Origin of the sequence: Rossellomorea aquimaris (assembly GCF_001877785.1) — a bacterium.
Lineage (GTDB): Bacteria > Bacillota > Bacilli > Bacillales > Bacillaceae_B > Rossellomorea > Rossellomorea aquimaris_A.
Genome location: NZ_MINN01000106.1, coordinates 115562 through 141410, shown reverse-complemented (window position 1 = coordinate 141410; position 25849 = coordinate 115562). Strand labels below are relative to the sequence as shown.

Here is a 25849-nt window from a genome sequence, read left to right as displayed (position 1 = left end):
GGATCACCTTTTCCTGATCATTTCAAACGAATCCGCCAGCGGTTTCGTATACGATTGGCCGGCAAGCCTGCCGACAGGCTTTAATTTCTGTGAATCGATCTTCCCGTCATAATAAAGGTCGTCGTCGATCCTAACGCATTCCACCTTGCCGATCACAAGGCTTCCTGCACCTGGCTGATCCCCGAAGTGAAGGACCTGATGCAGGGTGCATTCAAGCTGCACTTTGCTCTCTGCAACCCCTGGAGGCCTGACGGTGACCGATTCCTTCTTTGTTAAGCCTGTTTGTTCAAACTCGTCGATTCCGCGGTCGAATTCGATCGCACAGTTATTCATTTCCTCGACGAATTCCTCACTTACGATATTTATGACAAATTCATTCGTCTCTTCGATATTCCAGAGAGTATCTTTTTTGCCCCCGTCTTTCCCCTTTCTCATCGGGGAGAAGCAGACGAGCATCGGCTCCGCGGAAATGGCTGTGAAGAAACTGAAAGGAGCAAGATTCGCCCTCCCGTCAGCGTCAAGGGTGGAGACGAAAGCAATCGGCCGCGGCAGAATACTGCCGACCATTAATTTATACGCGTCCTGCCAGGGAAGGGTGTGTGGTTTGAGATCCATTCACTCTCCTCCTTTCGCATTTAAAATTTGTTCAAGTGAAGAAACAAACAGTCTATTGTCTTCCTCCGTGCCGATTGTGACCCGCACGGTCGCCGGATATCCGAGCAGGGTCCCTGAGCGGACGACGATCCCTCTTTTCACAAGTTCGGAGGAAACATGATCACCGTTCAGTCCGATGTCCACCATGATGAAGTTTGCCTGGGAGGGAAAATAGCTTACTCCCAAACGATGAAACTCTTTTTCTAAGTATTCCCGTCCAATTTGATTTTTGTGGGTGCATTCGCGTATGAAAGATTGATCCCCGAGCGCGATGACCGCAGATCTCTGGGCGATCATGTTCACATTGAAGACATCCTTTACTTTTCTCAGCTGTTCAGCGATTTCCTCGTTCATCACACCGAACCCGACCCGCAGCCCGGCAAGGCCGTAAATTTTTGAAAAGGTCCTCAGGACAATCAAATTCTCGAACTGAGACAGTAACGGCAGGGTTTCGAGATAATCATCAGTTGTTACATATTCCATATAGGCTTCATCCACGACCACCAATATATGTGAAGGGATGCTTTCAATGAATTCCAAGAGCTCTTTCTTTCCGACGATGGTTCCTGTGGGATTGTTCGGATTGCAGACAAAGATGAGCTTTGTCTTAGGAGTGACCGCCCGGGCCATGGCTTTCAGGTCATGCGTTCCGTCAACCAAGGGGACGATGACAGGAGAGCCTCCTTCAAGGAATACATTCGTCTGGTATCTCGGAAACGTCACATCGGCCATGATGGCTTCGTCCCCGCAGGTCATATATGCCCTTGTCAGCAGCCGGATTACTTCATCCGACCCGTTCCCGAACACCAGCTTTTCTTTCTCCACACCAAGGAATGCTGCAACTTTATTTGATAGTTCGATAGCTGCCCCGTCCGGGTAGAGAAAAAGATCCCCGTCCTGTTCCTTGAACCATTTCTTCACATTCGGTGAGCAGCCATAAATATTCTCATTTTCCGAGAGCTTCCTGATTTTGCTCAATCCATGCTCTTTCTGCAGATCTGCCAATGTCTTTCCCAGCACATAGGGAGCGATATGCGTTACCGCTTCTCTTGTTTTAAATTTAAGTGCCATGCATGTCCCCCGCTTTCCTCATGGATGAAGGGGGCTGACCCGTTTCGAGTAAAAAGATTCCCCCGCACTGAATAAGCATCTATTCAGCCGGAATCAGCTCCCCTCTTTACGGGTTAACCCCCTTGACCGTTCCCTTTGACCCCGATATCTCTCTATCTGTCTTTATTTATCTGTATCTACTAATATGGTTTATAAATTTCCGCGGCGTTCCTGCTCGCGTTCAATGGATTCGAAAAGTGCCTTGAAGTTTCCTTCCCCGAAGCCTCTTGCCCCTTTACGCTGGATAACTTCGATGAACAGTGTCGGACGGTCGACGATCGGCTTGGTGAAAATCTGAAGGAGATACCCCTCATCATCACGGTCAACCAAAATATTTAGTTCTTTAATCTTTGAAATTTCTTCATCTATTTCTCCTACGCGTTCAGAGAGCATGTCATAGTAAGAGTCCGGAGTATTCAGGAATTCGACCCCGTTTACTTTTAATTTGCCGACTGTTTTCACGATATCTTCTGTCAGGATCGCAATGTGCTGGACACCGGGCCCCCCGTAGAACTCAAGGTATTCCTCAATCTGGGATTTGCGTTTCCCCTCTGCCGGCTCGTTGATCGGGAACTTGATTCTTCCGCCGTTATGCATGACTTTGGACATCAGCGCGGAATACTCGGTCGTGATATCTTCATTCGTGAAGTGACGCATTTCCTTGAAGCCCATCACTTTCTCATAATACTCAACCCATTCTTCCATTCTTTCGACGTTGCCGACGACGTGGTCGACCGCGATGATGCCGGTATCTTCATTATTCAGTGCCGAATCATATTTTTCAAAGCCCGGCATGAAGATCCCTTTGTAATCCTTGCGCTCGATCAGTGTGTGGACCGTGTCACCATATGTACCAATCACGGCTTTTTTCAATGTACCTTCATCATCTTCAAGTGTGGCCGGCGGCATGATTTCGATAGCCCCGCGTTCAACAGCCCCTTTGTAAGCCTTTTCAACATCATCCACCATAAGAGCGATATCTTTGATCCCGTCGCCATGCTTATGGATGAACTGTGCGACACGGCTTCCTTCGTGCAGGCTGCCTGTGATCACCAGGCGTACTTTATTCTGTTGCAGTACATAGGACACCGTGTCCCGGTTGCCTGTTTCAAGACCCGAGTAAGCCACTGTTTTAAATCCGTATGCCGTACAGAAGAAGTGGGCGGTCTGCTTTGCATTCCCCGCATAATACTCCAGGTAGTCAACGTCCCTTACCGGAAATAGTTCTTCTGCTTTTTCTTTTTTCTTCGCCATATTCTCTTGCATCATGATCCCTCCATATAACTTTTTTATATTTTCTGAATATATCGTAAATAATTACACGCATCTTCTCAAGAGCGGCCGGTAAAGCTTGAACGCTTTTCTGCGATGAAGTGCGCTATCTTCCAGCCGGCTGTTTTTTGCGCGGAGGCAGATGGACCGCCTCTCCCTTTATTGCTTCCACTGCTTCCAAAAGACTTTCGCCGAACCCCGGATGTGCATACAGGGGAAAACGGAAATCTTCATCCCTGGCTGCCATTTCAAGTCCTAGGACCCCGGTTTGGATCAACTCGACGGCGCCTGCCCCGATCATATGGATTCCGAGTATAAGATCGGTTTCTTTATCAGAGACAATCTTCACCAGGCCGTCTGATGCACCGGTCACACCCGCATAGCCATTCGCCCTCACAGGAAATTCGCTCACGGAAACTGCATACCCTTCCTCTTCCGCCCGCCTTTCACTCAACCCCGTAAAAGCCACTGGCGGAGTAAGCTGGATGACTGTCGGTATATATCGGAGGTCGACTTCAGGGTGACCGCCCGCGATGGCCTCTGCCGCCGCCTTGCCCTGTCTGATCGCTTTTACTGCAAGGGGCGGGCCATCCGTTACATCGCCGATCGCCCATAGGTTATCAATCGAAGTCCTTCCCAGGTTGTCGGTTTTAATGAACCCGTCTTCGGTCAATTCGATTCCAAGTCGGTCAAGACCAAGATTCTTCACATTCGGCCTTACACTTCCGCTTACAGCGAAATGACTGCTTTCAATAGAAATGGTTTCGCCATTTCCTTTCTTCAGGACCGTGCGAACCCCTGATCCGTTTCTCGATACCTCTTCAAGTACACAGTCTTTCAGTACGGTTATCTTCTGCTTTTTAAAAAGTCTCAGGATTTCTTTCGTAATACTGGAATCGAACGGCATTCCCTCCGGCAGAATCAATGTGATCCTGCTCCCGAGCACGGCAAAGGACGAAGCCATTTCAAGTGAAATATAATCCGATCCGCAGACGACCAGCTCATTCGGGATTTCTTCCAGCGTAAAGATTTCGCGCTCTTTAAGAACCCTTTCTGAGTCAAATTGAATGCCCTCTTCATAATGGAATTCTCCGCCGGCCGCAATGATCGCCTGTTTAAAATTAAACAGTGAGAATTCATGACCGTTTTCCACACCGATCCTCGAATCCGATAGAAAAGAAGCTGTCCCTTTCACGATTTCAATTTCATTCGCCTTACAGAGCGCTTCAACCCCTTTGCGGAGCTGGGTGATCTTTTTCTCCCTATACTGTTGAAGAACGGTCAAGTTCAACTCTGTCTTCATGAACTCCATTCCCATTTCTGAAAGATGACCGAGCTTCTTATATTCCTGGGCAAAATGGGTGAAGATCTTCGACGGTATGCACCCTTTATTGAGGCAGGTGCCCCCCAGTTCTTCCTTTTCGATGAGGGTCACCCTCCGGCCAAGGCCTGCAGCCCTGATGGCGGCATGATATCCGCCTGGTCCGCCGCCGATGACGACAACATCTTTATCTTCCGTGATTTCTCCCACTACCATTTATATCAACTCCAGAAGCAAGGTTTGGGGTTCCTCGATCAGATCACGCAAACGGTTGGTGAATCGTACCGCCGTACCGCCGTCTGCTACCCGGTGATCGAAAGACATCGAGACATTCATCATCGAACGGATGACGATTTCATCTTTTTCATTCACCACCGGCCGCTTCTTCGTTTTATGGAAGGCAAGCAGGCCGGTTTCAGGTTCATTGATGATCGGCGTGGCTCCGATCGATCCATTCAGCGGACCAACATTGCTGACCGTGAATGTCCCGCCTGTCATCTCTTTGACCGTCAATCTATTTTCTTGCGCCTTGCGCGTCAGTTCTTTCATTTCCTGATGGATGATTTTTATCGATTTCGCTTCCACATTGCGGATGACTGGAACAATCAGCCCCTCTTCTGAGTCTGTTGCAAAACCAATATGATGCTCCCGTTTAAGATGGACACACTCATTTTTTTCATCAAGTTCCGCATTGAATAGAGGGAATTCTTTTAAACAGATCGATATGACCTTGATAAAATAAGCTCCCATTGAAATGGACTGTCCCTGACTCTTCATCGTTTCTTTCCATTCCAGCAGATTGGTGACGTCGATTTCTTCAAAGTGGGTGCAGTGCGCGATTGTTCGAAGGGAATGTGTCATCTTTGAAGCGATTTGTTTCCTTCTTCCCCTGAACGGGATCGTGCTTGTATCCTTGGCGGCAGCGTCCGGCTGGAATTCCTGTACTTCCGGTGCCGCTTCAGCGCGTATAGGCTCTTCAGGCGGTGAGCCGGTGTCTTTTTGAAGAAAACTGTACACGTCTTCATCAAGGATCCGTCCGCCTGACCCGCTTCCGGTGACCTCATCCAGGTCCACACCGTTTTCCCTGGCGATTTTCCTTGTGTAAGGTGAAGCCAGCACTCTCCTCGCCCTGATCCCCTGGGGCTTTTTCGGCTGTGCGGCTGCTTCCGGGACCCCTTCTTCCTTTTCCATCAGCAGAACAGTCGTACCGACCGGGATCGTTTCCCCTTCCCCGACTTTCAATTCTTTGATCCTGCCTGAAAAAGGCGCAGGTATTTCTGCGGTCATCTTGTCCGTCTGTACTTCCACCAGCGGCTGATCCGCTTTGACGGTGTCCCCCGCCTTTACAAGAAAATGATTCACGTTTGCTTCCGTCATGCCTTCCCCTATATCGTGAAGTTTGACCTCCATACTCTCCCCCCTCCTATCAATCTAGTATTCTGCCACTTTCTTGACTGCCTCCAGCACGCGTTTCTTATCAGGCAGATAAAAATCCTCAAAACCGAAATACGGAACGGGTGTGTCAAAGCCCGTCACTCGCTCAACTGGTGCTTTTTGATATAAGAAGGAAGTATCATTGATGATGGCGAGAACGTCATTTCCCACTCCGCCTGTCGCATGTGCCTCATGCACCACGACCGTTCTTCCCGTTTTCTGGACGGAGTCAGATATCAGGTCTTTATCCAGGGGATAAAGGGTGCGCAGATCCAGTACTTCACATGAAATCCCCTTCTTCGCAGCTTCTTCCGCGGCTTCTTCCGCCACTTTCACCATCGCCCCCCAGGCGATGACCGTGACGTCCTCCCCTTCTCTCACTACCTTCCCCTTCCCGATTTCAACCGTGTATTTCTCTTCCGGCACTTCTTCGCGTGAGGAACGGTAACACCTCATCGGTTCGAGGAAAAGGACCGGATCGGGATCTTCGATAGCCGCAATCATGAGCCCTTTCGCATCATAAGGGCTTGAAGGGCAGACCACCTTGATGCCCGGCATATGAGTAAAGATCGCTTCAGTACTGTCAGAATGGATTTCAGGCGCCCTGACCCCCGCCCCGTAAGGAGCTCTGATCACGAGCGGGCATGTGAAATGCCCAAGGGTCCTTGAGCGCAGACGGGAAGCATGTGTCATGATCTGCTCATAGGCAGGATAGATGAATCCCATGAACTGGACTTCCGCCACCGGCCTGAAGCCGTTCACGGCCATACCAATCGCAGCACCGATGAACCCTGCTTCACTGAGCGGGGTATCCATGACCCTGTCTTCACCGAACTCTGCCTGCAGTCCGTCGGTCGCCCTGAATACGCCTCCGTTGGTGCCGATATCTTCCCCCATCAGCATCACGTCATCGTGTTCAGACAGCATCACTCTCATTCCATCCGTGACTGCTCCGACCATCGTCAGCATCTTTGTCTTGGTTAATGTGCTCATCGGCTCACCCCTCCCATACTTTTCAGGAGCTTTTCTTTTTGTTCCTGGATCGTCCATGTCGGTTTTTCAAAAACATAATCGAATATGACACTCGGATCTGCAGCAGGATAGGCTTCCAATTCATCAACTGCGAGGTCCACTTCCTTCGCACATTCATTACCGACTGATTCCATCCAGTCCTCATCGATCCAGCCCTTTTTCTCCATGAACTTCACGAGCCTGTCTACCGGGTCGTTGTCACGCCGTCTCTCATCGCTCTCCTGCTGGTCGCGGTATTTTGTCGGGTCATCGGCCGTCGTATGCGCACCGTATCTCCAGGTAACCGATTCGATCAGGGTCGGTCCCTCTCCGCTTCGTGCACGTTCCAGGGCTTTTTTCGTTTCAAAATACACAGCAAAAATATCATTGCCGTCTATCCTGACTCCCGGGATATCATAAGCCAGTGCTTTCTGGGCAATGGTTTTCGTTTTCATTTGTTTATGCATCGGGACCGATATCGCATAATGGTTGTTCTGGTTGAAAAAGACAACCGGAGCCTCCCATACGCTTGCGATATTCAAGCCTTCATGAAAATCTCCTTCAGACGTCGCACCGTCGCCGAAGTATGCAATCGCAGCATTCCTCGTCCCTTTCCTTTTCTCGGCATAAGCCGCACCCACCGCATGCGGGAGCTGTGTGGCAATCGGGATGCCCGGTGTGAAGATGTTCTTCCCTTCCGGAGGGACACACCCTTCATTCCTCCCTTTCCAGAACAGGAGGATGTTCAACAGGGAATGGCCGAACGTCATCGCGGCCCCGTGATCGCGGTATGTCGGGAAGAGCCAGTCTTTCTCATCCAGGGCGAGGGCCGTCCCGACCTGCGAGGCTTCCTGTCCCTCAAAAGGAGCATATGTCCCGATCCTGCCCTGCCGCTGAAGGCTGACTGCTTTACGGTCAAAGGTGCGGATCCTGATCAAATGTCGATAAAATTGCCGGGCCATGTCTTCTGAAATCTCGTTTTCATATTCGGTTTGAATAAGTTCTCCTTGATTGTCCATCACTTGGACGATTGGAAAATCCTCGTTCATTTCATCACCTCGTGTGGTGCTTATTTTTAAAAAGAATGTAGTTTAATTGCATTTCCTTTAAAATATAGAACGTTCCTTTCCGCTGCAGGCACAAGATTCCTCGGGGAGGAAGTCGAGCCTCCTCGGCGTTCCGCCTGCGGGGTCTTGACTTTCCTCTATATCCCGTCGGAGTCAAGTGCCTTCCGCTTCAATCCACTCTGTATTTTAATCATTTCTTAAGGAAAAGTAAGCAGAGAATATCTTCATTTTTAAAATGACAGAACTTCTTGTTCTGGCCAACTCCGGTGTCTGGCCCCTCATGGTCATAAGCTAAATGATCCATGAAGGCAAAGTGCGCCTTCCCGGCCCATTCATCTTATGCTTGTCGCCTCTGGACGAGCCGCCTCCGCTTTTCTTATTGTCCAGCTCCGGCGGCTAGAGGCTCGAGGTCATAAGCTAAATGATCCATGAAGGCAAAAGACGCCTTCAAGGCCCATTCATCTTATGCTTGTCGCCTCTGGACGAGCCGCCTCCGCTTTTCTTATTGTCCAGCTCCGGCGGCTAGAGGCTCGAGGTCATAAGCTAAATGGTCCATGAAGGCAAAAGACGCCTTCAAGGCCCATTCATCTTATGCTTGTCGCCTCTGGACGAGCCGCCTCCGCTTTTCTTATTGTCCAGCTCCGGCGGCTAGAGGCTCGAGGTCATAAGCTAAATGGTCCATGAAGGCAAAAGACGCCTTCAAGGCCCATTCATCTTATGCTTGTCGCCTCTGGACGAGCCGCCTCCGCTTTTCTTATTGCCTTACTGCCCACTTCGGGCGTTTCATGTGTGAGAAGAAGCTGTTTCTTCTTGAGCGGGAGTGGATGCGGTCTTCGCAGAAGCGGTCCGCTGCTTCCATTGTGGTCATCTGCTGGTTCTCTGCTTGAAGGTAAATATTCTGAAGGGTGTTATAGATGGCACTTGTCTTTTGCAGGACGCGCTCTTTATTCGGTTCGTATAGTTCATCCGCCACCTGGATCAATCCGCCGGCATTGACGATGTAATCCGGGGCGTAAAGGATTCCTTTTTCATGAAGCTTCAAACCATGGTACAGGTCGAGAAGCTGGTTGTTGGCAGACCCTGCGACTGCCTTCACTTTCAGCTGATCGATCGTGTCGTCATTGATGATCCCGCCGATAGCACACGGCACAAAGACATCGGCATCGACTGAATAAATTTCATCGCCAGATACGATTTTGATGGCCGCTCCCATGCTTTTCGCCTTTGATACCAGCTGATCGATCGAACCTTGATTGATATCGGTCACATAGAGATCAGCCCCTTCATCCAGGAGGCGCTCCGCCACTTTATAACCGACTTTCCCAAGGCCCTGGATCGCATAGCTCTTCCCGTGCAGATCCCTTGATCCCCAGATGGTCTGGTTCGTTGCCTGCAGTCCGTAAATGACCCCCATAGCAGTCGGGATCGACGAATCTCCGCTTCCTCCGTATACTTCATCGACACCTACTATGCAATTCGTTTCTTTCAGGGCGTAGACAAAATCTTCAGGTTCAGTCCCCATGTCTGTTCCGGTGTAGAAGCGGCCATTCAGTGATTCCACAAACTGACCGAAGGCACGGAACAATTCGGGATGCTTATCCTTCGCAGGGTCACCGATGATGACTGCCTTTCCTCCGCCGAAATCGACGTCTGCTGCAGCGCATTTGTACGTCATTCCTTTTGACAGGCGAAGCACATCGTTCAACGCTTCATCCACTGATCCGTATGGCCTCATGCGGCAGCCGCCGAGTGCGGGGCCGAGTGTCGTGTTATGTATTGCGATTATGGCTTTAAGTCCTGTATCTTCATCATTGCAAAAAACAACTTGTTCATGGTTCTTGATTTGTTCAAACATATCCATTCCGATTCCCCCAGACCTTTTTGTAAACGCTTACAGATTAGAGCTCAAAAATTATATACGTTCGATTCTTTCTCTTATTTTTTCTTTGGGCAGGACAACCTGTTTGACCTCTCCCCTGCCGATGATCCTGTCATTCTTGAAATCTCTCACAATCACTTCCGTCACGATGATATTTTTCTCGTATTTAATGACCGCGGCTTTAATTTCAAGACTGGCACCGGTGCCTGCTGGAGCCATGTGCTCTACAGACACTTTCGCCCCCATGCCTTCCTCATCTTCCTCAAGAAAAGGAAGAATGATTTTCCTGGACGCCCATTCCATGTGATAGACCATCGAAACGGTTGAGTAAACCGGATGCACCACACTTCCTTCGAACTGGGCATGCATGGAAGGGGACACTTCTGTCATGATCGTCGCAGTATGTCCTTCAACTAAACCGGACTTCATCGCTTTCCCCCTTTAAACCAACGCATTATGCATTTTCATATAACGTTAATTTAACGATATAATAACATTCAGTATTATAAATAGTCAATATATTGTTAAAATTTAAACATCTTTACAACCATGGTCAAAGCCCGTCCCATGGCGATTTAACGCAAAAAAGCAACGGGATGGAGTCCCGTTGCTTTTTTAGGATAGAAGCGCGCGGTCGCTTGCGAGTTTGCTGCCGCGGATCCGCTGAAATTCGTTCAGAAGTCCTTCGACGGTGAGATGTTTCTTCTCATCTTCATTGACTTCAAGGATGATCTGGCCTTTGTCCATCATGATCAGGCGGTTGCCGAGATCAAGTGCCTGCTGCATATTATGGGTGACCATCAGGGTTGTCAGATGATATTTCTCCACAATTTCTTTCGTAAGGTTCGTGATCAGATCTGCTCGGGCCGGATCAAGTGCTGCGGTATGTTCATCAAGCAGCAGGATCGACGGCTCGGTGAAAGTCGCCATCAGCAGTGACAGCGCCTGCCTCTCCCCGCCCGACAGCATTCCCACTTTTGCGTTCAGCCGGTTTTCGAGACCAAGATGCAGGGTTTCGAGTACTTCTTTGAAAAATTCTTTCCTCTTCTTCGTCACACCGATTCGGAAGGTCCTTGTCCTATTCCTGGAATAGGCCATCGCCAGGTTTTCCTCGATCGTCATGGAAGGGGCCGTCCCTGCCATCGGATCCTGGAAGACACGTCCGATCAGCTTTGAACGCTTGTACTCCGATACCCTGGAAACATCTTGGTCATCGATGAGAACGTTACCAACATCCGGGAGCAGGACCCCTGACACGATGTTCATGAGAGTCGATTTCCCTGCTCCGTTACTTCCGATGACCGTGACGAAGTCCCCCGGTTTCATGGTCAGCTGGATATCATCGAGGGCGATTTTCTCATCCGGTGTGCCTTCATTGAAGACTTTATGAATTCGATTTAATTGCAGCACCGTCATCACCCTTCCTTTCTGCAAGAGGAACCGTATTCATTCTTTCCTCCATACGCTGTGCTTTTCGTTTTTTATCCTTGTACCTGTCCATCACTTTCGGCATGATCAGTGCGAGGATGACGATGAACGCCGTGATCAGCTTCATGTCCCCGGTTTCAAGGAACTCCACCCTGAGCGCCATACTGACGACAAGACGGTAGATGATCGCACCGCCTATGACTGCCAGAGTCGTGCGGGCGATTGTCTTTGTCCCGAATAACGCTTCCCCGATGATGACCGAAGCGAGACCGATGATGATCATCCCGATCCCCATGCCGACATCGGCAAAACGGCTGTACTGGGCAATCAGCGCACCCGACAGGGCCACCATGCCGTTAGAAATCCCAAGCCCCAAAATGATCATGAGATTTGTGTTGGCGGAGAAGCTGCGGATCATACGCTGATTGTCGCCTGTTGCACGGAGCGCCAGACCGACCTCGGTTTTCAAGAAAGCATCCGTCAGGAACTTGATGGCGAGCGTGATGATGACCATGATGAACAGAATGCTCCACGTCCCAGGAAGAGGTTCCCCGAGTCCAACTGCCATCCAGAGATTGTTGAGTGCTGTATCGATGCCGAGTGGTGCCCACACACTTTCAACACCTGTAAAAGCTGTATCCTGGTTCAATAAAGGGACATTCGATCGTCCCATGATCCTGAGATTGATCGAGTAGAGGGCGATCATCATCAGGATCCCTGATAATAATGCATTGATTTTTCCAAATGTATGAAGCAGACCTGTTATACATCCCGCTGCAAATCCAATTATGATCGCTGTCAGCGTTGCAGCCACGGGATTGTAGCCGCTGACAATCATGGTGGCGGCGACAGCCGCCCCGGTTACGAAGCTGCCATCCACCGTTAAATCAGGAAAATCCAATATCCGAAAGGACAGGTAGACTCCAAGGGCCATAATTGCGTATATGATTCCAGATTCAAAGGATGCGAATATTGCTGTTGGCACGAATCTTCATCCTCCCTTATTCTTCAAGAAATTTTCCTAAATCAGACCATGAATCCTTCACTTCCACACCTTGCTCTTCCGCTGCTTTTTTGTTAAACATCAAATCGAAGTTCTGCGGAGCCTGAACAGGAATTTCAGACGGTTTTTTCTCACCTTTCAAAATTTTGACGGCCATCATTCCCGTTTCATAACCAAGATCTTCGTAATTAAAGCCGCTTGCTGCGATCGCACCTTTTTTCAATGAATCAAGTTCACCCACGAATAGAGGAATATCCTTTTCGTTCGCAACACCGATGACCGACTCAAGTGCTGATACCACTGTGTTGTCCTTAGGGATATAAATGGCATCCACACGCCCTGTCAAGGATTCAGCTGCCTGTTTGACGTCCGCTGACGTGGAAACGGAAGCTTCTACGACTTTGACTCCTTTGTCTTTGGCAAACTTATTGATTTCCTCTGCCTGAACGACAGCATTTTGTTCACCGGAGTTATAAATGATACCGATTTTTTCCGCTTCCATTTCGTCTGTTACGAAAGAAAGAGTCTTAGAAATCGCTTCGGGGTGCGTATCGGTCGTACCTGTAATATTTTCGCCAGGCTCATCAAACGATTTCACCAATTCAGCCCCAACAGGGTCCGTCACCGAAGTGAAAACGATCGGAATTTCTTTTGTGGCATTGAGCGCATGCTGCGCGCTTGGGGTAGAGTTCGCGAAGATAAGGTCTACGCCGTCACCCACGAGGTTCTTTGCCGCCGTTTGTGAATTACTTTGATCTCCCTGGGCTATCTGAACATTGTATTCAACATTTTCGCCTTCTTTAAACCCGTTTTCCTCCAATGCCTTTTTGAAGCCTTCAAATGCAGCATCCAGGGAAGGATGTTCTACGATTTGGGTGACACCGATGACATATTTCTTGTCACCATCATCTGCCGAACTCTTTTCACTGCTGCCGCATCCGGATAATACCGTCATACCCAGAAGCATTGTCATGGCACCGAACAACAAACTCTTCTTCTTCATTGATATCCCCCTTTTTCTCTTGAAAAATTTTATGATTAATAGTCTAGTAGACTATTAGATCCCCTTGTAATAAAAAATGATACCTTCGTTAATACAACGTTATATTATCATCACCGTCACAAAATAGTCAATAATATTCCGAAAATTTAAAAATTAATACTAGTATAGACGGTTTGGGTCTGAATATCTAGATGTATTTTTGATTTGTTAATAGGGTGACGGGAAGGATGAGGGTGGTGCTTTCGTGGTAAGTGCAAATAGTGTCGTATTTTGTAGAGTGGTCGATATATTAAAATTCCGGACGATAAATTAATATTATGATCGATAAAAAAAGTTTTTAGGTGATATATCGAAAAAACGGACGATAAAATCGATAAACGGTCGATAACCCGGTGTCAGGCCAGTGCCCATCTGTTGTATTGAAGATTGCTTTCAACAAAAAAGCATGCCCCCATAAAAGGAACATGCCTGTTCTCCATCATTTAACTTTGTGGTTCACCAACCGCGTAAAGATGCCCTCTGCATCTCTCATCATTTTCTCTATCAACTCTTTCACTGCCGGGATATCCGATACCAGTCCGGAGATCTGTCCCCCATTGATGAAACCCCGGTCCAGCTTCCCTTCCAGTGCACCGATTCTATGAAAATCTTCCGAAGTAAGCCTGCCGAACTCCTCAGCAGGAACTCCTTCTTTCTCTTTTTGGAGCAATTCCGCCGAGTAAGGTGCCTTCAGGACCCTTCTTACTTTTCCAACTGAACGCCCGACAATCACCGTACTGTCATCCTTTGCGTTCAAAAGAGCCGTTTTATAGTTTTCATGAAACGGTGCTTCCTTTGTCGCGATCAGGCGCGTCCCCATCTGAACCCCGCTTGCTCCGAGCGCGAGCATGGACGCAAGCCCTCTTCCATCCCCGATGCCTCCTGCAGCGGCCACGGGGATACTGACGGCATCAACGAGCTGAGGTATGAGCGCGAGGGTCGTCGTTTCCAGGTTGGAATTGATCCCAGCCGCTTCATATCCTTCCCCCACGATAATATCTGCCCCGGCTTGTTCTGCTTTCACCGCCTGTTTCTTTGAAGCGACCACACAGATGACCTTCACTCCATGTTCATGAAAATATGGGATGAGCGGCGTCGGGTTTCCTGCCGATAAGGATACGACTGGAACCTTGTGTTTAACCACCAGGCGGACCATCTCCTGTAAATGAGGGGTGATGGCAATTGGAATATTTAACGCAAATGGTTTTGTTGTTAGATTTTTTGTCTCTATGATTATACTTTCTACTTCATCGGCGCCCATTGTACCAACGCCGATCGTACCCAGCGCTCCTGCTTCTGAAACGGCTGCCGTCAGAGGAGCATTGCTGATATTCCCCATTCCCCCCTGAAGAATGGGAACGTCAATATTGAGAATCTCCGTTAAGTTATTCATTAAAATCCCCCTTCGTTAAATTCATGTTATACGTTTACAAAAATTTAGACAAGAGGTAACTTTCGTTATTCTAGTAAAATGATAATCGGTACTTAATACCGCTAATGATTTCCGTGCAAGACTTCGCTTTCCGCAGGTAGCCCGTGAGCCTCCTCTCCTTATTCAGGATAGGAACTGTCCAGCTTCAGGGCTTAGAGGCACATGTCATAAGCCAAACCGTCCATTAAGGCAAAGTGCGCCTTCCAGGCCGATTCGTCTTATGCCACACGCCTCTGAGCAAAGCCCTTCCGCATTTCGGTTAGGAGTCTTCGTCTTGCACTCCAATCAACCGCTGTGAAGACACTAACAAGCATAAATTAAAACTAAAACCCGAACTAATTTGGCTGTAAAAAAGCCATTTAGTTCGGGTTTAACATATGCTAAAACACTTTTTTAATCCAGCAATAAAGGATGGGTCATGATATCGTAGCTGAGGTCTTTATTTTTCAGTTCATTGCCGTCTTCGAAAACACTTTCGAAGAAGCGGGAGGCCGGTTCCGCGAGTTCTTTGTAGTACTCGGCGAATAAGGAAGCGGCATGGGACCCAAGCCACTTCTCAGGAAGAAGCTCCTCAGGCAGTCCAGGATCGACAAATAGGAATTTACGATACTCATGCACGAGCTTTGTGCGTTCCACAAAGCATTCTGCATCGCTCATATCGCCTTTTTTAATTTTGTTTTTATCAATCATATACTGCTGGCTGTAGTGAGCAATGAAATCCTGGTAACGTTCATTGATCTCTTTTAAATCCCAGCTCTTTTCTACGAGCCGCTGATTTTCATTGGGACCTTGATATTCTGCTATAAAGAAATCGACGTATTCTTTAATGTCATATTTCTTGATCAGCGATTGAACCTGTTTTTCCAAATTGTTCGGTGAAATCCATGTCGAAGTCGAAAGCGTACCAAACCCGCTCCACACAAGTTCCTTTCGAAGTTCATCGCGTATACTGCGGATTTCTTCAGGGATGCTGTACATGAAGATTCTCCATTTCCCGTCCCAGTCCTGCGGCTTCAGCTTGAAGATCCTGTTTGCGGCTTCTTCCATGCGGTCCACCCCGGGTTCAGTCAAGGAATAATAGCTTTTGTTCCCCTGTTTCTCCGCCTGTACCCAGCCTTGTTTATTCATCCTCGAAATCGCCGCCCGGACGGCCTGATCATTATGGCCGAATTCATTCAGCAGCCGGATGAGGCTGCCGATCCAAATTTTATTTCCATAGTGGCGTATGTAATCCCCGTATAGGGTAAAAATCATTGATCTGGTATTCATTGATGCCTCTCCTTTTTACTATCTTTCCAAAATATATTATGCCGTTCATTTTACGTTTAAATAGTATCATATCATAATTTTATTAATAGTAGAAAAATTTTCAGGCTGATCCACTCTCTAAAAATGGTAGAGTATTTATGAAACTTTTATATGGCAGGTTCGTAAAATATATAAAGAATTTTTTATGAAGGAGAGCATATGGATTTACAAAAATATCATCCAGTTGAAGGAAAGACCGCTCATAAATCATGGTGGAATGAAAAAGGGTACGTCCAAAGATTATTCAATAAAGAAACAAAGAAAATAGAAGAAAAGACTGTATCATATCAAAATATGACCGAAGCATTAATCGGCTATGCATATCTGCCTTGGACTTCCTCCAGGAGTACAGACCGCACGATTCGATTCCGGATCGCAGCAAACATAGTCATTCAGTATGAGGATAAACAAACCGGCCAGTATTTACTATTCCTAGCCGAAACTCAGGAAGACCTGGCCAAATGGCTGCAGCTGTTTAACGAGCATACTATCCCTGTATTCACCACTGATCTGGATTTAAAGGATGTACCACATACAGATTATAAATTATTTTACAAGGATATTAAGAAAAAACAGTTTAAATCCAATTCCCAGCTGCCTGATGTAATGGCAGTGACTAAAGAGCATAGCACTCATCCTCAATGGCGCCCTGAATCTTACAAGAAAAGAGAAGAAACAGGTAACTCAAAATGGGTATATAAAAAGAAGAAACTCACAGCATTCTTGGCCGTTTGTTCCTTTTTAACCGCACTGTTTTGGATTCCTATTTGGGAGGTAGGTCGTGATCAGTCGTTTGACACTGTACATAGCCTCTTATTCACAGCGATAACACTTATTCTTTTAGGAACATACTTAAAAGATCTGTGGTCCCCCTATCAGTCCTTGAGGGACACGGCTGTATTGGGAATATCCCTGTACACGGGACTCGCCGCAGCAAACTTATTCATGCCAATCTCCACTGAAACATACCTGGCTTTATGGTATGAATTCTTGGTCCTCGCCGTCTATATCAACGCAGGCTATTTCATCATGAGGAAGGTCAATAAAAAGTTAACACGAAAGACAAACAGACAATAAAGGAAGGACACATCCTTCCTTTTTAACTCTTTAACAAAATTATTCCACCTGCTCCACCAGCGTCGCAATCCCCTGCCCCACACCGATGCACATCGTCGAGAGTCCGTAGCGGGTTCCGCGCTTTTTCATTTCATGCACAAGGGTAGTCAGAATCCTCGCACCGCTTGCCCCAAGCGGATGACCGAACGCAATCGCCCCGCCGTTGACGTTGACGATTTCCGCGTTAAGTCCGAGATCCCTCATGCAGGCAATCGACTGTGCAGCAAATGCTTCGTTCAACTCCACCAGCCCGATTTCATCAAGCGAAAGGCCTGCACGCTTCAGTGCCTTGCGCGTTGCGTAAATTGGCCCGAGTCCCATGACGGAAGGCTCCAGTCCTGCAGTCGCAGAGGTGATATACCGTGCCAGCGGTTTCAGGCCTAGTTCCTCCGCTTTCTCCCTGCTCATCAATAACAGCGCAGATGCTCCGTCATTCACTCCTGACGCATTTCCTGCAGTGACTGTTCCTTCATTAAATAACGGGGAGAGCTTTCCGAGCTTTTCCATACTTGTCTGGGGACGGGGGTGCTCGTCGACTGTTACTGTGGTGCCATCCCCTTTTCGGTCGGTGATTTCCACAGGAACGATTTCGTCGCTGAATCGTCCCTCTTCCATTGCATGCTTCGCCTTCATCTGGCTCTCAAAGGAAAAACGGTCCTGTTCCTCCCTGGTGATTTCATATTGCTTTGCTACATTTTCAGCTGTTTCAGGCATGGAATCCGTCCCGTATCTCTGCTTCAGGCGTGAGTTGACGAATCGCCACCCGATGGTCGTGTCGAACATTTCCATATTGCCTCTCGGAAATTCTTTGGAAGGCTTCGCCATTACAAAGGGTGCCCTTGTCATGCTTTCCGTCCCGCCGGCAATGAATATATCCCCTTCCCCGGCACGGATCGCACGTGCGGCATAATTCACCGCATCCAGCCCGGAGCCGCACAGCCGGTTGATCGTCGTCGCCCCGACTTCCACAGGAAGACCTGCCAGCAGGGCCGACATTCGCGCTACGTTCCGGTTGTCTTCACCTGCCCCGTTGGCATTGCCGAGCACAACCTCCTCAACCTCATCCACCGGCATCCTGTTATTCCGTTCAACCAGTGCTTTGATCACAATCGCCCCAAGATCATCCGGACGGACATCTTTTAAGGCTCCTTTGTACTTTCCGATCGGGGTGCGCACTGCATCTACAATGACGACTTCCTTCATGGCCGGCTCTCCTTTTCTTTCGTTTCGGAGTAATCATAAACGCCCATGCCGGATTTCCTGCCGAGTCTCCCAGCCTTGACGTACTTTTCCAAAAGCGGTGCAGGACGGTATTTCTCCCCAAGCTTTTCATGAAGATATTTCAGGTTGTTCAAACGCGTATCCAACCCCACAAGGTCCCCGAGTTCAAACGGACCCATCGGATAATTCAGACCCAGCTTGATGGCCTTATCGATCTCTTCCGGCGAACCGAGGCCTTCTTGCAGCATATAAAAGGCTTCGTTTCCGACCAGGGCGCTGATCCTGCTTGTGACGAAACCAGGAAACTCATTGATGACGACTGTTTCCTTCCCCATCAGGCGCGCCACCTGTTCAATCACTTCGGCCGTCTCATCACTTGTCTCCAGGCCACGTACGATTTCCACAAGCGGCATTTTATGTACAGGATTGAAGAAATGCATGGCAATGACTTTATCCGGACGCTTCGTGAAAGAACCGATTTCTGTCGGGCTCATCGTTGAAGTGTTTGTTGCAAGATAGCAGTAGTCTGGAGCATGCGCATCCAGCACTTCAAAAACCCCGCGCTTTATATCTGCCATCTCCGGCACCGCTTCGATGACGACATCTGCATCACGGACTGTAATCGAAAGATTGGTGGAATACGAAAGCTGCTCGCGTGCCTCCATATACTCCTGACTGGTGATCTTCCCTCTTTCCACACCTTTTTCAAAAATGCCCTGAATTTCCGATTTGGCATGATCCAGCTGTTCTTGCTTTATATCAACCAGGGTGGTTCTGAAGCCCCCGACGGCACTTACGTAGGCAATGCCTCTTCCCATAACCCCTGAACCTACAACCACGATATGCTGTGTCATTGTAACTCCTCCTTTAGTGCAATAAGGGGTTGACCCGGAAAGGACAACCCCTGTATCAAGCTGTTATTTTTATACGCCGAATGGATTCAGCGGACGGTTTCCGAAGTAAGAGATGATGCTCTTTGTTTCTGTATATAAGTCGAGCGTTTCCACACAAAGTTCGCGTCCGAATCCAGATTGCTTGTAGCCTCCGAACGGTGTGCCCGGGAAGGCAGAGAATGGGCAGTTGACCATGACAATACCTGCCTGGATGGCTTTGGACACACGTGTCGCACGGCCATGATTCTGTGTCCATACAGCTGAGCCAAGTCCGTATTCACTGTCGTTGGCCATCTTGATGGCTTCTTTTTCATCTTTGAATTTCATGACCACCACAACCGGTCCGAAGATTTCTTCCTTTACAGCCTTCATGTCATGAGTGACATCCGTGATGATTGTCGGCTCATACCAGTAACCTTTTTCGAAACCTTCTACAGTTGCCGGTTTCCCTCCGGACACGATCGTGGCGCCATCCTCTTTGGCAGACTCCACATAGCTGTGTATCGTATCCACCTGACCCTGATTGATGATCGCACCGATATGAGTCCCTTTATCGTGCGGATCTCCAAGCGTAAGCTTTTTTGTCTTCTCAACGAATTTTTCCATGAATTCATCATAAATGTCTTCATGCACATAAAGTCTTGAGCGTGCTTCACAGGACTGACCTGTATTATAGAAGATTCCGAACAGCGATCCGTCCACCGCGGCGTCTACATCTGCATCATCAAAGACGATGTTCGGGGACTTGCCTCCAAGCTCCAATGTCACGCGCTTCAGCGTTTGGGATGCCTTCTCCATGATATTTTTTCCGATCGGTGTTGAACCCGTGAAGGCCACTTTGTCTACTTTTTTATGCTCAACAAGGTAGTTTCCGACTGAGGATCCGGCCCCCGGCACGATATTCACAACTCCTTCAGGAACTCCTGCTTCGATACAGATTTCACCGAGGACAATCGCAGTCAATGGAGTAAGTGTCGCAGGTTTTACGACCACCGAGCATCCGGACGCAATTGCGGGTGCGATCTTCCAGGCCGCCATCATGAGCGGATAGTTCCAAGGGATGATCTGCGCACAGACACCCACAGGCTCTTTCTCTGCTGTGTTTGTGAATTGACCAGGTACATTGTTCACTGTTCCGCGGTGTCCCACAATCGCTCCAGCGTAGAATTCGAAGTCTTCGATTGCCTGCATGACCTGGCCTTGAGCCGCAGATAGCGATTTTCCGCTGTCCATGATCTCAAGTGAAACCAGTTCATTGAAGCGGGAACGCATGATACCGGCAATCTTATTCAGTACTCGGGAACGTTTGTTGATCGGGAACTTCTTCCACTTACCGTGATCAAATGCATTTCTGGCAGCCTGGACGGCTTTTTCTGCATCTTCCACGGAAGCAAGTGATACCGTTGCGATCGGTTCGCCGGTTGCAGGATTATACGTCGTAAACGTTTCTCCTGATTCACTTTCCATACGCTGACCGTTGATCACCAATGAATAGTGCTCTCTTTTCATTTCAAGTACTTCAAAGCTTTGTTCTTTTACTGTAGACATCGTCCCATCTCCTTTTTCGATTTACTGTGTTAAACGCCGCTGTTGATTTCCGTGCAAGACTTCGCTTTCCGCGGGCGGTTGGTGAGCCTCCTCGGCAAGCCTGCGGGGTCTCACCTAACTCGCTTTTCCCGCAGGAGTCTGCGTCTTGCACTCCAATCAACCGCTGTATACAGCCTAAAATCCAAGAAAACTATTTACCGTAAAATGCAGGTCTTCTTTTCTCCAAAAATGCGGTGACGCCTTCGCGGTGGTCTTCGGTCTGGCCGGCGATCCGCTGGGCGCAGGCTTCTTTTTCTAAGTATTCATTGAAGGATATGTCATGGCTTCCTTTTAGGAGCCTCTTCATGAGTCCGATTGCCTTCGTTGGCATGGAGGCAATCCGTTCTGCAAAGGCCGTTGTTTCTTCCTGCCATCCTTCAACCGGGATAAGCTTCGTCACCAATCCGAGCTTTTCAGCTTGGTCTGCGGTGATTTTTTCACCAAAAACAGCAAGTTCCAGCGCTTTTGCATAACCTACCAGATTCGTTAAGTAGTAGAGGTTTCCTGAATCCGGGACCAGTCCGACATGGACGAATGCCTGAACGAAGCTTGCTTTCTCTGATACAATCCTGAAATCGCATGCCAGCGCCAGTGAAAAACCGGCTCCTGCCGCAACACCATTTACCGCTGCGATGACAGGTTTCTCACAGGCTTCGATTTCCTTCACCATAGGTCCGTAGTTATGTCGCAGCACTTCACCGTGATCCATCTCTTCGTCCACTTCACTCAAATCCTGCCCAGAACAAAATGCACGCCCTTCTCCGGTGATGACGATGGCCCTTATTTCCTTGTCACGGGATGATTCTTTAACTGCATTCGCGACTTCAAGATTGAGCTGACGTATGAACGCATTCAATTTATCCGGCCGGTTCAGGGTGATCCAAGCTACATGATTTTTCACTTCATATTTAATGGTTTCGTACACGATGCAGCCTCCTTACTTTCCTTTGAAATGGGGTTTGCGTTTTTCCACGAACGCTTTCATGCCTTCTTTCTGATCCTCGGAGGCAAATAGAAGATAGAAATTCTTCCGTTCATACTGCATTCCTTCGTAAAGGGAATAATCAACCGCTTTATGTACGGATTCTTTTATCAACCGTATGGAAAGCGGCGGCTTGGAGGCCAGTTTCTTTGCAAACTTCTCTGTTTCTTCCATTAATAGTTCCGGCGCGATTGCACGGTTGATGACACCCCATTGGAGTGCCTGCGCAGCCGTGAACCGGTCGCCTGAGAGGAGCCATTCCATTGCCCTTGATTTACCGATGAGCTTTGTCAGACGCTGGGTCCCTCCTGCGCCCGGCATCACACCGAGATTCACTTCAGGGAAACCGAAGCTTGCGTCTTCAGCTGCAAACAACATGTCACAGCAAAGCGCGAGTTCAAATCCGCCTCCAAGCGCGAAGCCCTGGACAGCGCCGATGATCGGCTTTTTGATCCACGCGAGGCGGTCCCATTCCGTAAACTGGTTAAGAAGTTCAAGGTCGATAGCGCCGTCTTCCGACATTTCATCAATGTCGGCTCCTGCGGCGAAGGCCCTTCCCTTCCCGGAAAGGATGATCACTTTAACATTGTCATTGCGGTCAAACTCCTCAAAAGCTTCTACGATTTCCGAAACCATGGGGCGATTGATGGCGTTCAGCACCTTGGGGCGGTTAAGCTCGATGAATCCTAGCCCGTCCCTTTCGCTGACTGCAATGTATTCGTGCTTATTCATCCACTTCTTCACCGATCATGAGCGTGACCAATTCGGCAGCGAAGCCCATCAAGTCTTTTCCTGACGCTTTTCCTTCGTCTGATTTGAGTCCTGCTTTCAGTGCTTCATGGCTTTCATAATACATCTCGCACATGAGGTAGTATTTTCCTTCCCCGCCCATCGGTGATCCTGTGATTCTCGTAACCTTCATTTCTTTAAGGCCAGGGATTTTTGATGTAATTGGGGCATGGGTATTGAAGTAGTGCTCGTCGAATTGTTCCTTGTTTTCAGGGTGTTTATATAATGCGATTAGTTTTACCACTTAAAACCTCTCCTTTGATTTTGATTTTTTGGCTTTTAATACCGCAGTTGATTTCCGTGGGAGACTTCGCTTTCCGCGGGCGGCCGGTGAGCCTCCTCGGCTTCGCCTGCGGGGTCTCACATTGGCCACTTTTCCCGCAGGAGTCTTCGTCTCCCACTCCAATCAACTGCTGGATCCGGTTAAATATTATGGTTAACCATCCTTTTTACCTGGTGAAACTTAACAAGCCGCCTCCGCTTTTCTTCGTGTTCAGCTCCAGCGGCTAGCCCCTCGAGGTCATAAGTTAAATGTTCCAAGAAGGCAAACTACGCCTTCCAGGCCCATTCCTCTTATGCTTGTCGGGGCTGAGCAAGCCGCCTCCGCTTTTCTGATCACATCATGGTCGAAATAGGCTTCATTGCTTCGAACGGGTTTTTGCATTGTTTGCAGTAAAGGATGCTTCTGCAGGCAGTTGGCCCGAAGAGATTTTCCATGGAGGTGTAGGGAGAATCACAGTACGGGCAGTGGATCTGCCAGTCTTCTTCTCCCGTGAAGTCCTTCGGCGGCGGTGCAATACCGAATTCCTTCAGGCTTTCGCGTCCTTTTTCGGTCAGCCGGCTCGAGGTCCAGGGCGGGGAATAGACGAACTTCACTTCGACTCCCCTATTCCCCAACTGGTCCCTGAAGGCTTCCTCCACATTGGATTTAATGATGTCGAGTGCCGGGCAGCCCATGAATGTAGGGAGCAGTTCGATGGTGACCGGCCCATCGCCCTCTATGATTCTATTCACCATTCCCAAATCTACGATACTTATTGAATCGATTTCCGGATCCTTCACCGTGTGAAGGACATTCCAAATCGTTTCTGTCATTTCCCATCATCCTTTACCAGATTGCTGCCGGATCTGAGTTATACACTTCACTGAGAGTGGATAATGCTTGATCCAGGTCTGATGTATGCACTCCTTGACGGCCGTCTCCTTTTTTCATGCCGATTTTTGGCGGAAATGCGAGATTCGCAGATTGGAAGACGGGCTGAAGGGCGAGCTCCCAGCGCTTTTTGAGATTTTCTTCTCCTTCGATCAATCCCATGACGGACATTTCTTTGCCTTGTGGTCCAAGCGTGAGGACTCCCTGAAATTCATCAAGCACCTTTTCCATTGCTTCCTTCATCCTCACCCCTGCTTCCCCGCCGGCGTTCACCAGCTGCAGGAACCACGTTTTCCAGTGAAGGAGATGGTAGTATAATTCCGTATTGATCTTGATGGCGAGGTTTGCCAATGGCTCATATGAAGAGTTTTTCAATGCATCGATCCGAACCTTTTTAGCCACACTGTAAAAATAGTGTCTGACCACGGTAAATGCCCAGTCGTAGCGGGGTTCCATCAAGTAGTCACCAGGTCCGTTCACTTCCTCTAAAAGTACCGCGTTCCTTCTTTCTCCGGAAGGTCGGGCATGGGCCAGTGAATCCTGGCTCCCTTCACCAAGCTCTTCAAGCAGCTGATAATACATCGTCGCGTGGCCCATCGTATCCTGATTGATGGAAGAGAATGCGACATCCTCCTCGATATGGGGGGCGAGCCCCAGCCATTCAGATCCGCGGTACGCAAGGATGAAATCATCATCCGCAAGTTGATAGAGGAGGCTCAGCAGCGCTTCTTTGTATTCTTTATTCGGGATGGCATCCGGACTTTTCACGATCATTTTTTCTTCACCAACTCTCCCCAGGACATGATCTCTTTCTCATCAAGCATCTCCTGTTCATATTGCCGCCACTTCTTCTTCAGGTAGCCGTATCCTTTTGCATTGCGGTAATCCTTGTTATCCAGGCGCTTGACACTTTCCCTTTCTTCAGGCGTCATCTTTCTGAGGTCCGAGCGTTTGACGACCCAGATGTCCGCCACCGGTTCCCTTCTCATGAAATTCTCCTGCGCCATGACCATCGCCAGTTCATGATTGGGGGCAAGCAGACTGAATTGATGCTGCATCTGCGCCCCGTCTGTACGTTTGCTGAACACTTCAAACTCCTGATAAAAATTCTGCCCCTTGTCAGACATCTGCCTCATTCCTTTCTAACCGACTCTCCCGCTTGGACTCAATGCTTCCCTCACCCAGGCGTTGTTGTCATAGGATAACTCCCGCAGGCGAAGACGTTCCTTCGATTTCGGCCCATTATTGCGGATGATTTCTTTAAAACGGCTCCAGTCAGGCTGCTTATAAATCCACAGCTCCTGCTCTTCGTCGTAATACATCGTTTCGTCAGGAAGCGTAAGGCCCAACGAGAGCATCCTCGGTACATATTTCGTGAAGAAATCCTGGCGGAGCTGTTCGTTTGTTTTCGTCCTGATCTTATATTTAATGGTGATATCCTGTTTGGACGATCCGGTCGTTTTTGCATCGGCAGGTCCGAAGAACATCAGCAGTGCCTCCCACCAGCGGTCGACCGCATCCTGCACGAGGGCTTTCTGTTCATCCGTCCCTTCTGCAAGCGCCATGATGATCGCTTCGCCATGCTGCGCGTGAAACACTTCTTCCGCGCAGATACGCTTCAATGCACGGGCATAGGGACCGTAAGATGCGCCGAGCATATTTGTCTGCGAGATGATTGCGGCGCCGTCGACGAGCCATCCGATCAGTCCGGCATCGCCCCACGTCGGTGCTTCCATATGGAATACGTTATGAAACTTCAAATCTCCTGAAAATAAATCCCTCATGATGTGCTCCCTGGTTTTTCCGTAAGGTTTCATCAGGTCCTCAGCCACACGGAGGAGAAGCTGGCCGTGCCCCATCTCATCCTGGACCTTGGCCATGATGCCGAGCTTCCTGCGGAGGGACGGTGCTTTCGGCACCCACTCCTTCTCGGGGAGGGCCCCCATGATCTCACTGATCCCGTGCATCGAAATCAACTTGATCAGCGCATTGCGGTATTCATCCGGCATCCAGTCATCCGCCTCGATTTTTTCATCATTTTCGATTTTTTTCATAAAGCGTGCCATGTGTTCTTCTTCAGTCATCTGCAGACTCATTGCACTGCCTCCTTCATCACACTGTTTTCACGATTATCTTTAAGAATGTAA

The 25849-nt window shown here is 48.7% G+C and carries 26 protein-coding genes; 1 reads left to right on the top strand and 25 read right to left on the bottom strand.

Features of this window, described 5'->3' with window-relative positions; all coding sequences use genetic code 11:
• Window positions 1-3 precede the first annotated feature (3 nt).
• The 14 genes from BHE18_RS15590 to paaX all read right to left on the bottom strand — a co-directional run bounded on the left by BHE18_RS15590 (window position 4) and on the right by paaX (window position 15922).
• Window positions 4-615 carry a flavin reductase family protein gene (locus BHE18_RS15590; protein ID WP_071619446.1) on the bottom strand — a complete coding sequence of 204 codons (612 nt, stop codon included), beginning with the start codon at window positions 613-615 and terminating at the stop codon, window positions 4-6.
• Window positions 616-1725, bottom strand: coding sequence for a histidinol-phosphate transaminase (gene hisC, locus BHE18_RS15585; protein ID WP_071619445.1), 1110 nt, complete (start codon window positions 1723-1725; stop codon window positions 616-618).
• A gap of 189 nt (window positions 1726-1914) precedes the next feature.
• The gene (gene hppD / locus BHE18_RS15580; protein ID WP_071619444.1) at window positions 1915-3033 is read right to left on the bottom strand and encodes a 4-hydroxyphenylpyruvate dioxygenase; all 1119 of its coding nucleotides are present in this window, start codon (window positions 3031-3033) and stop codon (window positions 1915-1917) included.
• Window positions 3034-3142: 109 nt separating this feature from the next.
• Window positions 3143-4573, bottom strand: coding sequence for a dihydrolipoyl dehydrogenase family protein (locus BHE18_RS15575; RefSeq protein WP_071619443.1), 1431 nt, complete (start codon window positions 4571-4573; stop codon window positions 3143-3145).
• Complete coding sequence (locus BHE18_RS15570; protein WP_071619442.1) at window positions 4574-5767, bottom strand: dihydrolipoamide acetyltransferase family protein; 1194 nt, start codon at window positions 5765-5767, stop codon at window positions 4574-4576.
• Between the two features lie 21 nt (window positions 5768-5788).
• Window positions 5789-6784, bottom strand: a complete 996-nt coding sequence (locus BHE18_RS15565) for an alpha-ketoacid dehydrogenase subunit beta (RefSeq protein ID WP_071619441.1) — start codon at window positions 6782-6784, stop codon at window positions 5789-5791.
• The gene (pdhA, locus tag BHE18_RS15560) at window positions 6781-7851 is read right to left on the bottom strand and encodes a pyruvate dehydrogenase (acetyl-transferring) E1 component subunit alpha (RefSeq protein ID WP_071619440.1); all 1071 of its coding nucleotides are present in this window, start codon (window positions 7849-7851) and stop codon (window positions 6781-6783) included. The genes BHE18_RS15565 and pdhA overlap by 4 nt, the downstream gene beginning before the upstream one ends.
• A 772-nt stretch (window positions 7852-8623) precedes the next feature.
• Window positions 8624-9730: a Leu/Phe/Val dehydrogenase gene (locus BHE18_RS15555; protein ID WP_071619439.1), complete on the bottom strand. Its 1107-nt coding sequence runs from the start codon at window positions 9728-9730 to the stop codon at window positions 8624-8626.
• 51 nt (window positions 9731-9781) lie between these two features.
• Window positions 9782-10177, bottom strand: a complete 396-nt coding sequence (locus tag BHE18_RS15550) for a thioesterase family protein (protein WP_071619438.1) — start codon at window positions 10175-10177, stop codon at window positions 9782-9784.
• 186 nt (window positions 10178-10363) lie between these two features.
• Window positions 10364-11158, bottom strand: a complete 795-nt coding sequence (locus BHE18_RS15545; protein ID WP_071619648.1) for an ABC transporter ATP-binding protein — start codon at window positions 11156-11158, stop codon at window positions 10364-10366.
• On the bottom strand, window positions 11133-12161 hold the full coding sequence (locus BHE18_RS15540) for an ABC transporter permease (RefSeq protein ID WP_071619437.1): 1029 nt from the start codon (window positions 12159-12161) through the stop codon (window positions 11133-11135). The genes BHE18_RS15545 and BHE18_RS15540 overlap by 26 nt, the downstream gene beginning before the upstream one ends.
• A 16-nt stretch (window positions 12162-12177) precedes the next feature.
• Window positions 12178-13182, bottom strand: coding sequence for an ABC transporter substrate-binding protein (locus BHE18_RS15535; RefSeq protein WP_071619436.1), 1005 nt, complete (start codon window positions 13180-13182; stop codon window positions 12178-12180).
• A 478-nt stretch (window positions 13183-13660) separates the two neighbouring features.
• Window positions 13661-14614, bottom strand: coding sequence for an NAD(P)H-dependent flavin oxidoreductase (locus BHE18_RS15530; RefSeq protein WP_071619435.1), 954 nt, complete (start codon window positions 14612-14614; stop codon window positions 13661-13663).
• A gap of 432 nt (window positions 14615-15046) precedes the next feature.
• The gene (gene paaX / locus BHE18_RS15525) at window positions 15047-15922 is read right to left on the bottom strand and encodes a phenylacetic acid degradation operon negative regulatory protein PaaX (RefSeq protein ID WP_071619434.1); all 876 of its coding nucleotides are present in this window, start codon (window positions 15920-15922) and stop codon (window positions 15047-15049) included.
• A gap of 198 nt (window positions 15923-16120) precedes the next feature.
• On the opposite strand from paaX, the gene BHE18_RS15520 reads away from it, so the two are divergent.
• Entirely contained in the window at window positions 16121-17038 is a 918-nt protein-coding gene (locus BHE18_RS15520; protein ID WP_071619433.1) for a hypothetical protein, read from the top strand.
• Window positions 17039-17077: 39 nt separating this feature from the next.
• On the opposite strand, the gene BHE18_RS15515 is transcribed toward BHE18_RS15520, so the two are convergent.
• From BHE18_RS15515 to paaA, 11 genes are all read right to left on the bottom strand, one after another.
• Window positions 17078-18280, bottom strand: coding sequence for a thiolase family protein (locus BHE18_RS15515; RefSeq protein ID WP_071619432.1), 1203 nt, complete (start codon window positions 18278-18280; stop codon window positions 17078-17080).
• Window positions 18277-19152 carry a 3-hydroxyacyl-CoA dehydrogenase gene (locus tag BHE18_RS15510; protein WP_071619431.1) on the bottom strand — a complete coding sequence of 292 codons (876 nt, stop codon included), beginning with the start codon at window positions 19150-19152 and terminating at the stop codon, window positions 18277-18279. Before BHE18_RS15510 ends, BHE18_RS15515 begins: the two co-directional genes overlap by 4 nt.
• 69 nt (window positions 19153-19221) lie before the next feature.
• The gene (locus BHE18_RS15505; protein WP_071619430.1) at window positions 19222-20739 is read right to left on the bottom strand and encodes an aldehyde dehydrogenase family protein; all 1518 of its coding nucleotides are present in this window, start codon (window positions 20737-20739) and stop codon (window positions 19222-19224) included.
• A complete protein-coding gene (locus BHE18_RS23645; RefSeq protein WP_071619429.1) occupies window positions 20711-20899 on the bottom strand; it encodes a hypothetical protein in 189 nt (62 codons plus the stop codon). Before BHE18_RS23645 ends, BHE18_RS15505 begins: the two co-directional genes overlap by 29 nt.
• Before the next feature lie 30 nt (window positions 20900-20929).
• Window positions 20930-21703 carry an enoyl-CoA hydratase-related protein gene (locus BHE18_RS15495; RefSeq protein WP_071619428.1) on the bottom strand — a complete coding sequence of 258 codons (774 nt, stop codon included), beginning with the start codon at window positions 21701-21703 and terminating at the stop codon, window positions 20930-20932.
• Between the two features lie 12 nt (window positions 21704-21715).
• Window positions 21716-22492: an enoyl-CoA hydratase/isomerase family protein gene (locus BHE18_RS15490; protein ID WP_071619427.1), complete on the bottom strand. Its 777-nt coding sequence runs from the start codon at window positions 22490-22492 to the stop codon at window positions 21716-21718.
• Complete coding sequence (locus tag BHE18_RS15485; protein WP_032085525.1) at window positions 22485-22793, bottom strand: EthD family reductase; 309 nt, start codon at window positions 22791-22793, stop codon at window positions 22485-22487. Before BHE18_RS15485 ends, BHE18_RS15490 begins: the two co-directional genes overlap by 8 nt.
• Before the next feature lie 371 nt (window positions 22794-23164).
• Window positions 23165-23644, bottom strand: coding sequence for a 1,2-phenylacetyl-CoA epoxidase subunit PaaD (gene paaD, locus BHE18_RS15480; protein ID WP_071619426.1), 480 nt, complete (start codon window positions 23642-23644; stop codon window positions 23165-23167).
• 13 nt (window positions 23645-23657) lie between these two features.
• Window positions 23658-24476 (bottom strand): 1,2-phenylacetyl-CoA epoxidase subunit PaaC, encoded by an 819-nt coding sequence (paaC, locus tag BHE18_RS15475; protein ID WP_071619425.1) that lies wholly within the window; start codon window positions 24474-24476, stop codon window positions 23658-23660.
• The gene (gene paaB, locus BHE18_RS15470; protein WP_032085522.1) at window positions 24473-24829 is read right to left on the bottom strand and encodes a 1,2-phenylacetyl-CoA epoxidase subunit PaaB; all 357 of its coding nucleotides are present in this window, start codon (window positions 24827-24829) and stop codon (window positions 24473-24475) included. Before paaB ends, paaC begins: the two co-directional genes overlap by 4 nt.
• A 15-nt stretch (window positions 24830-24844) precedes the next feature.
• The gene (gene paaA, locus BHE18_RS15465; RefSeq protein ID WP_058299059.1) at window positions 24845-25798 is read right to left on the bottom strand and encodes a 1,2-phenylacetyl-CoA epoxidase subunit PaaA; all 954 of its coding nucleotides are present in this window, start codon (window positions 25796-25798) and stop codon (window positions 24845-24847) included.
• Window positions 25799-25849: the final 51 nt, after the last annotated feature.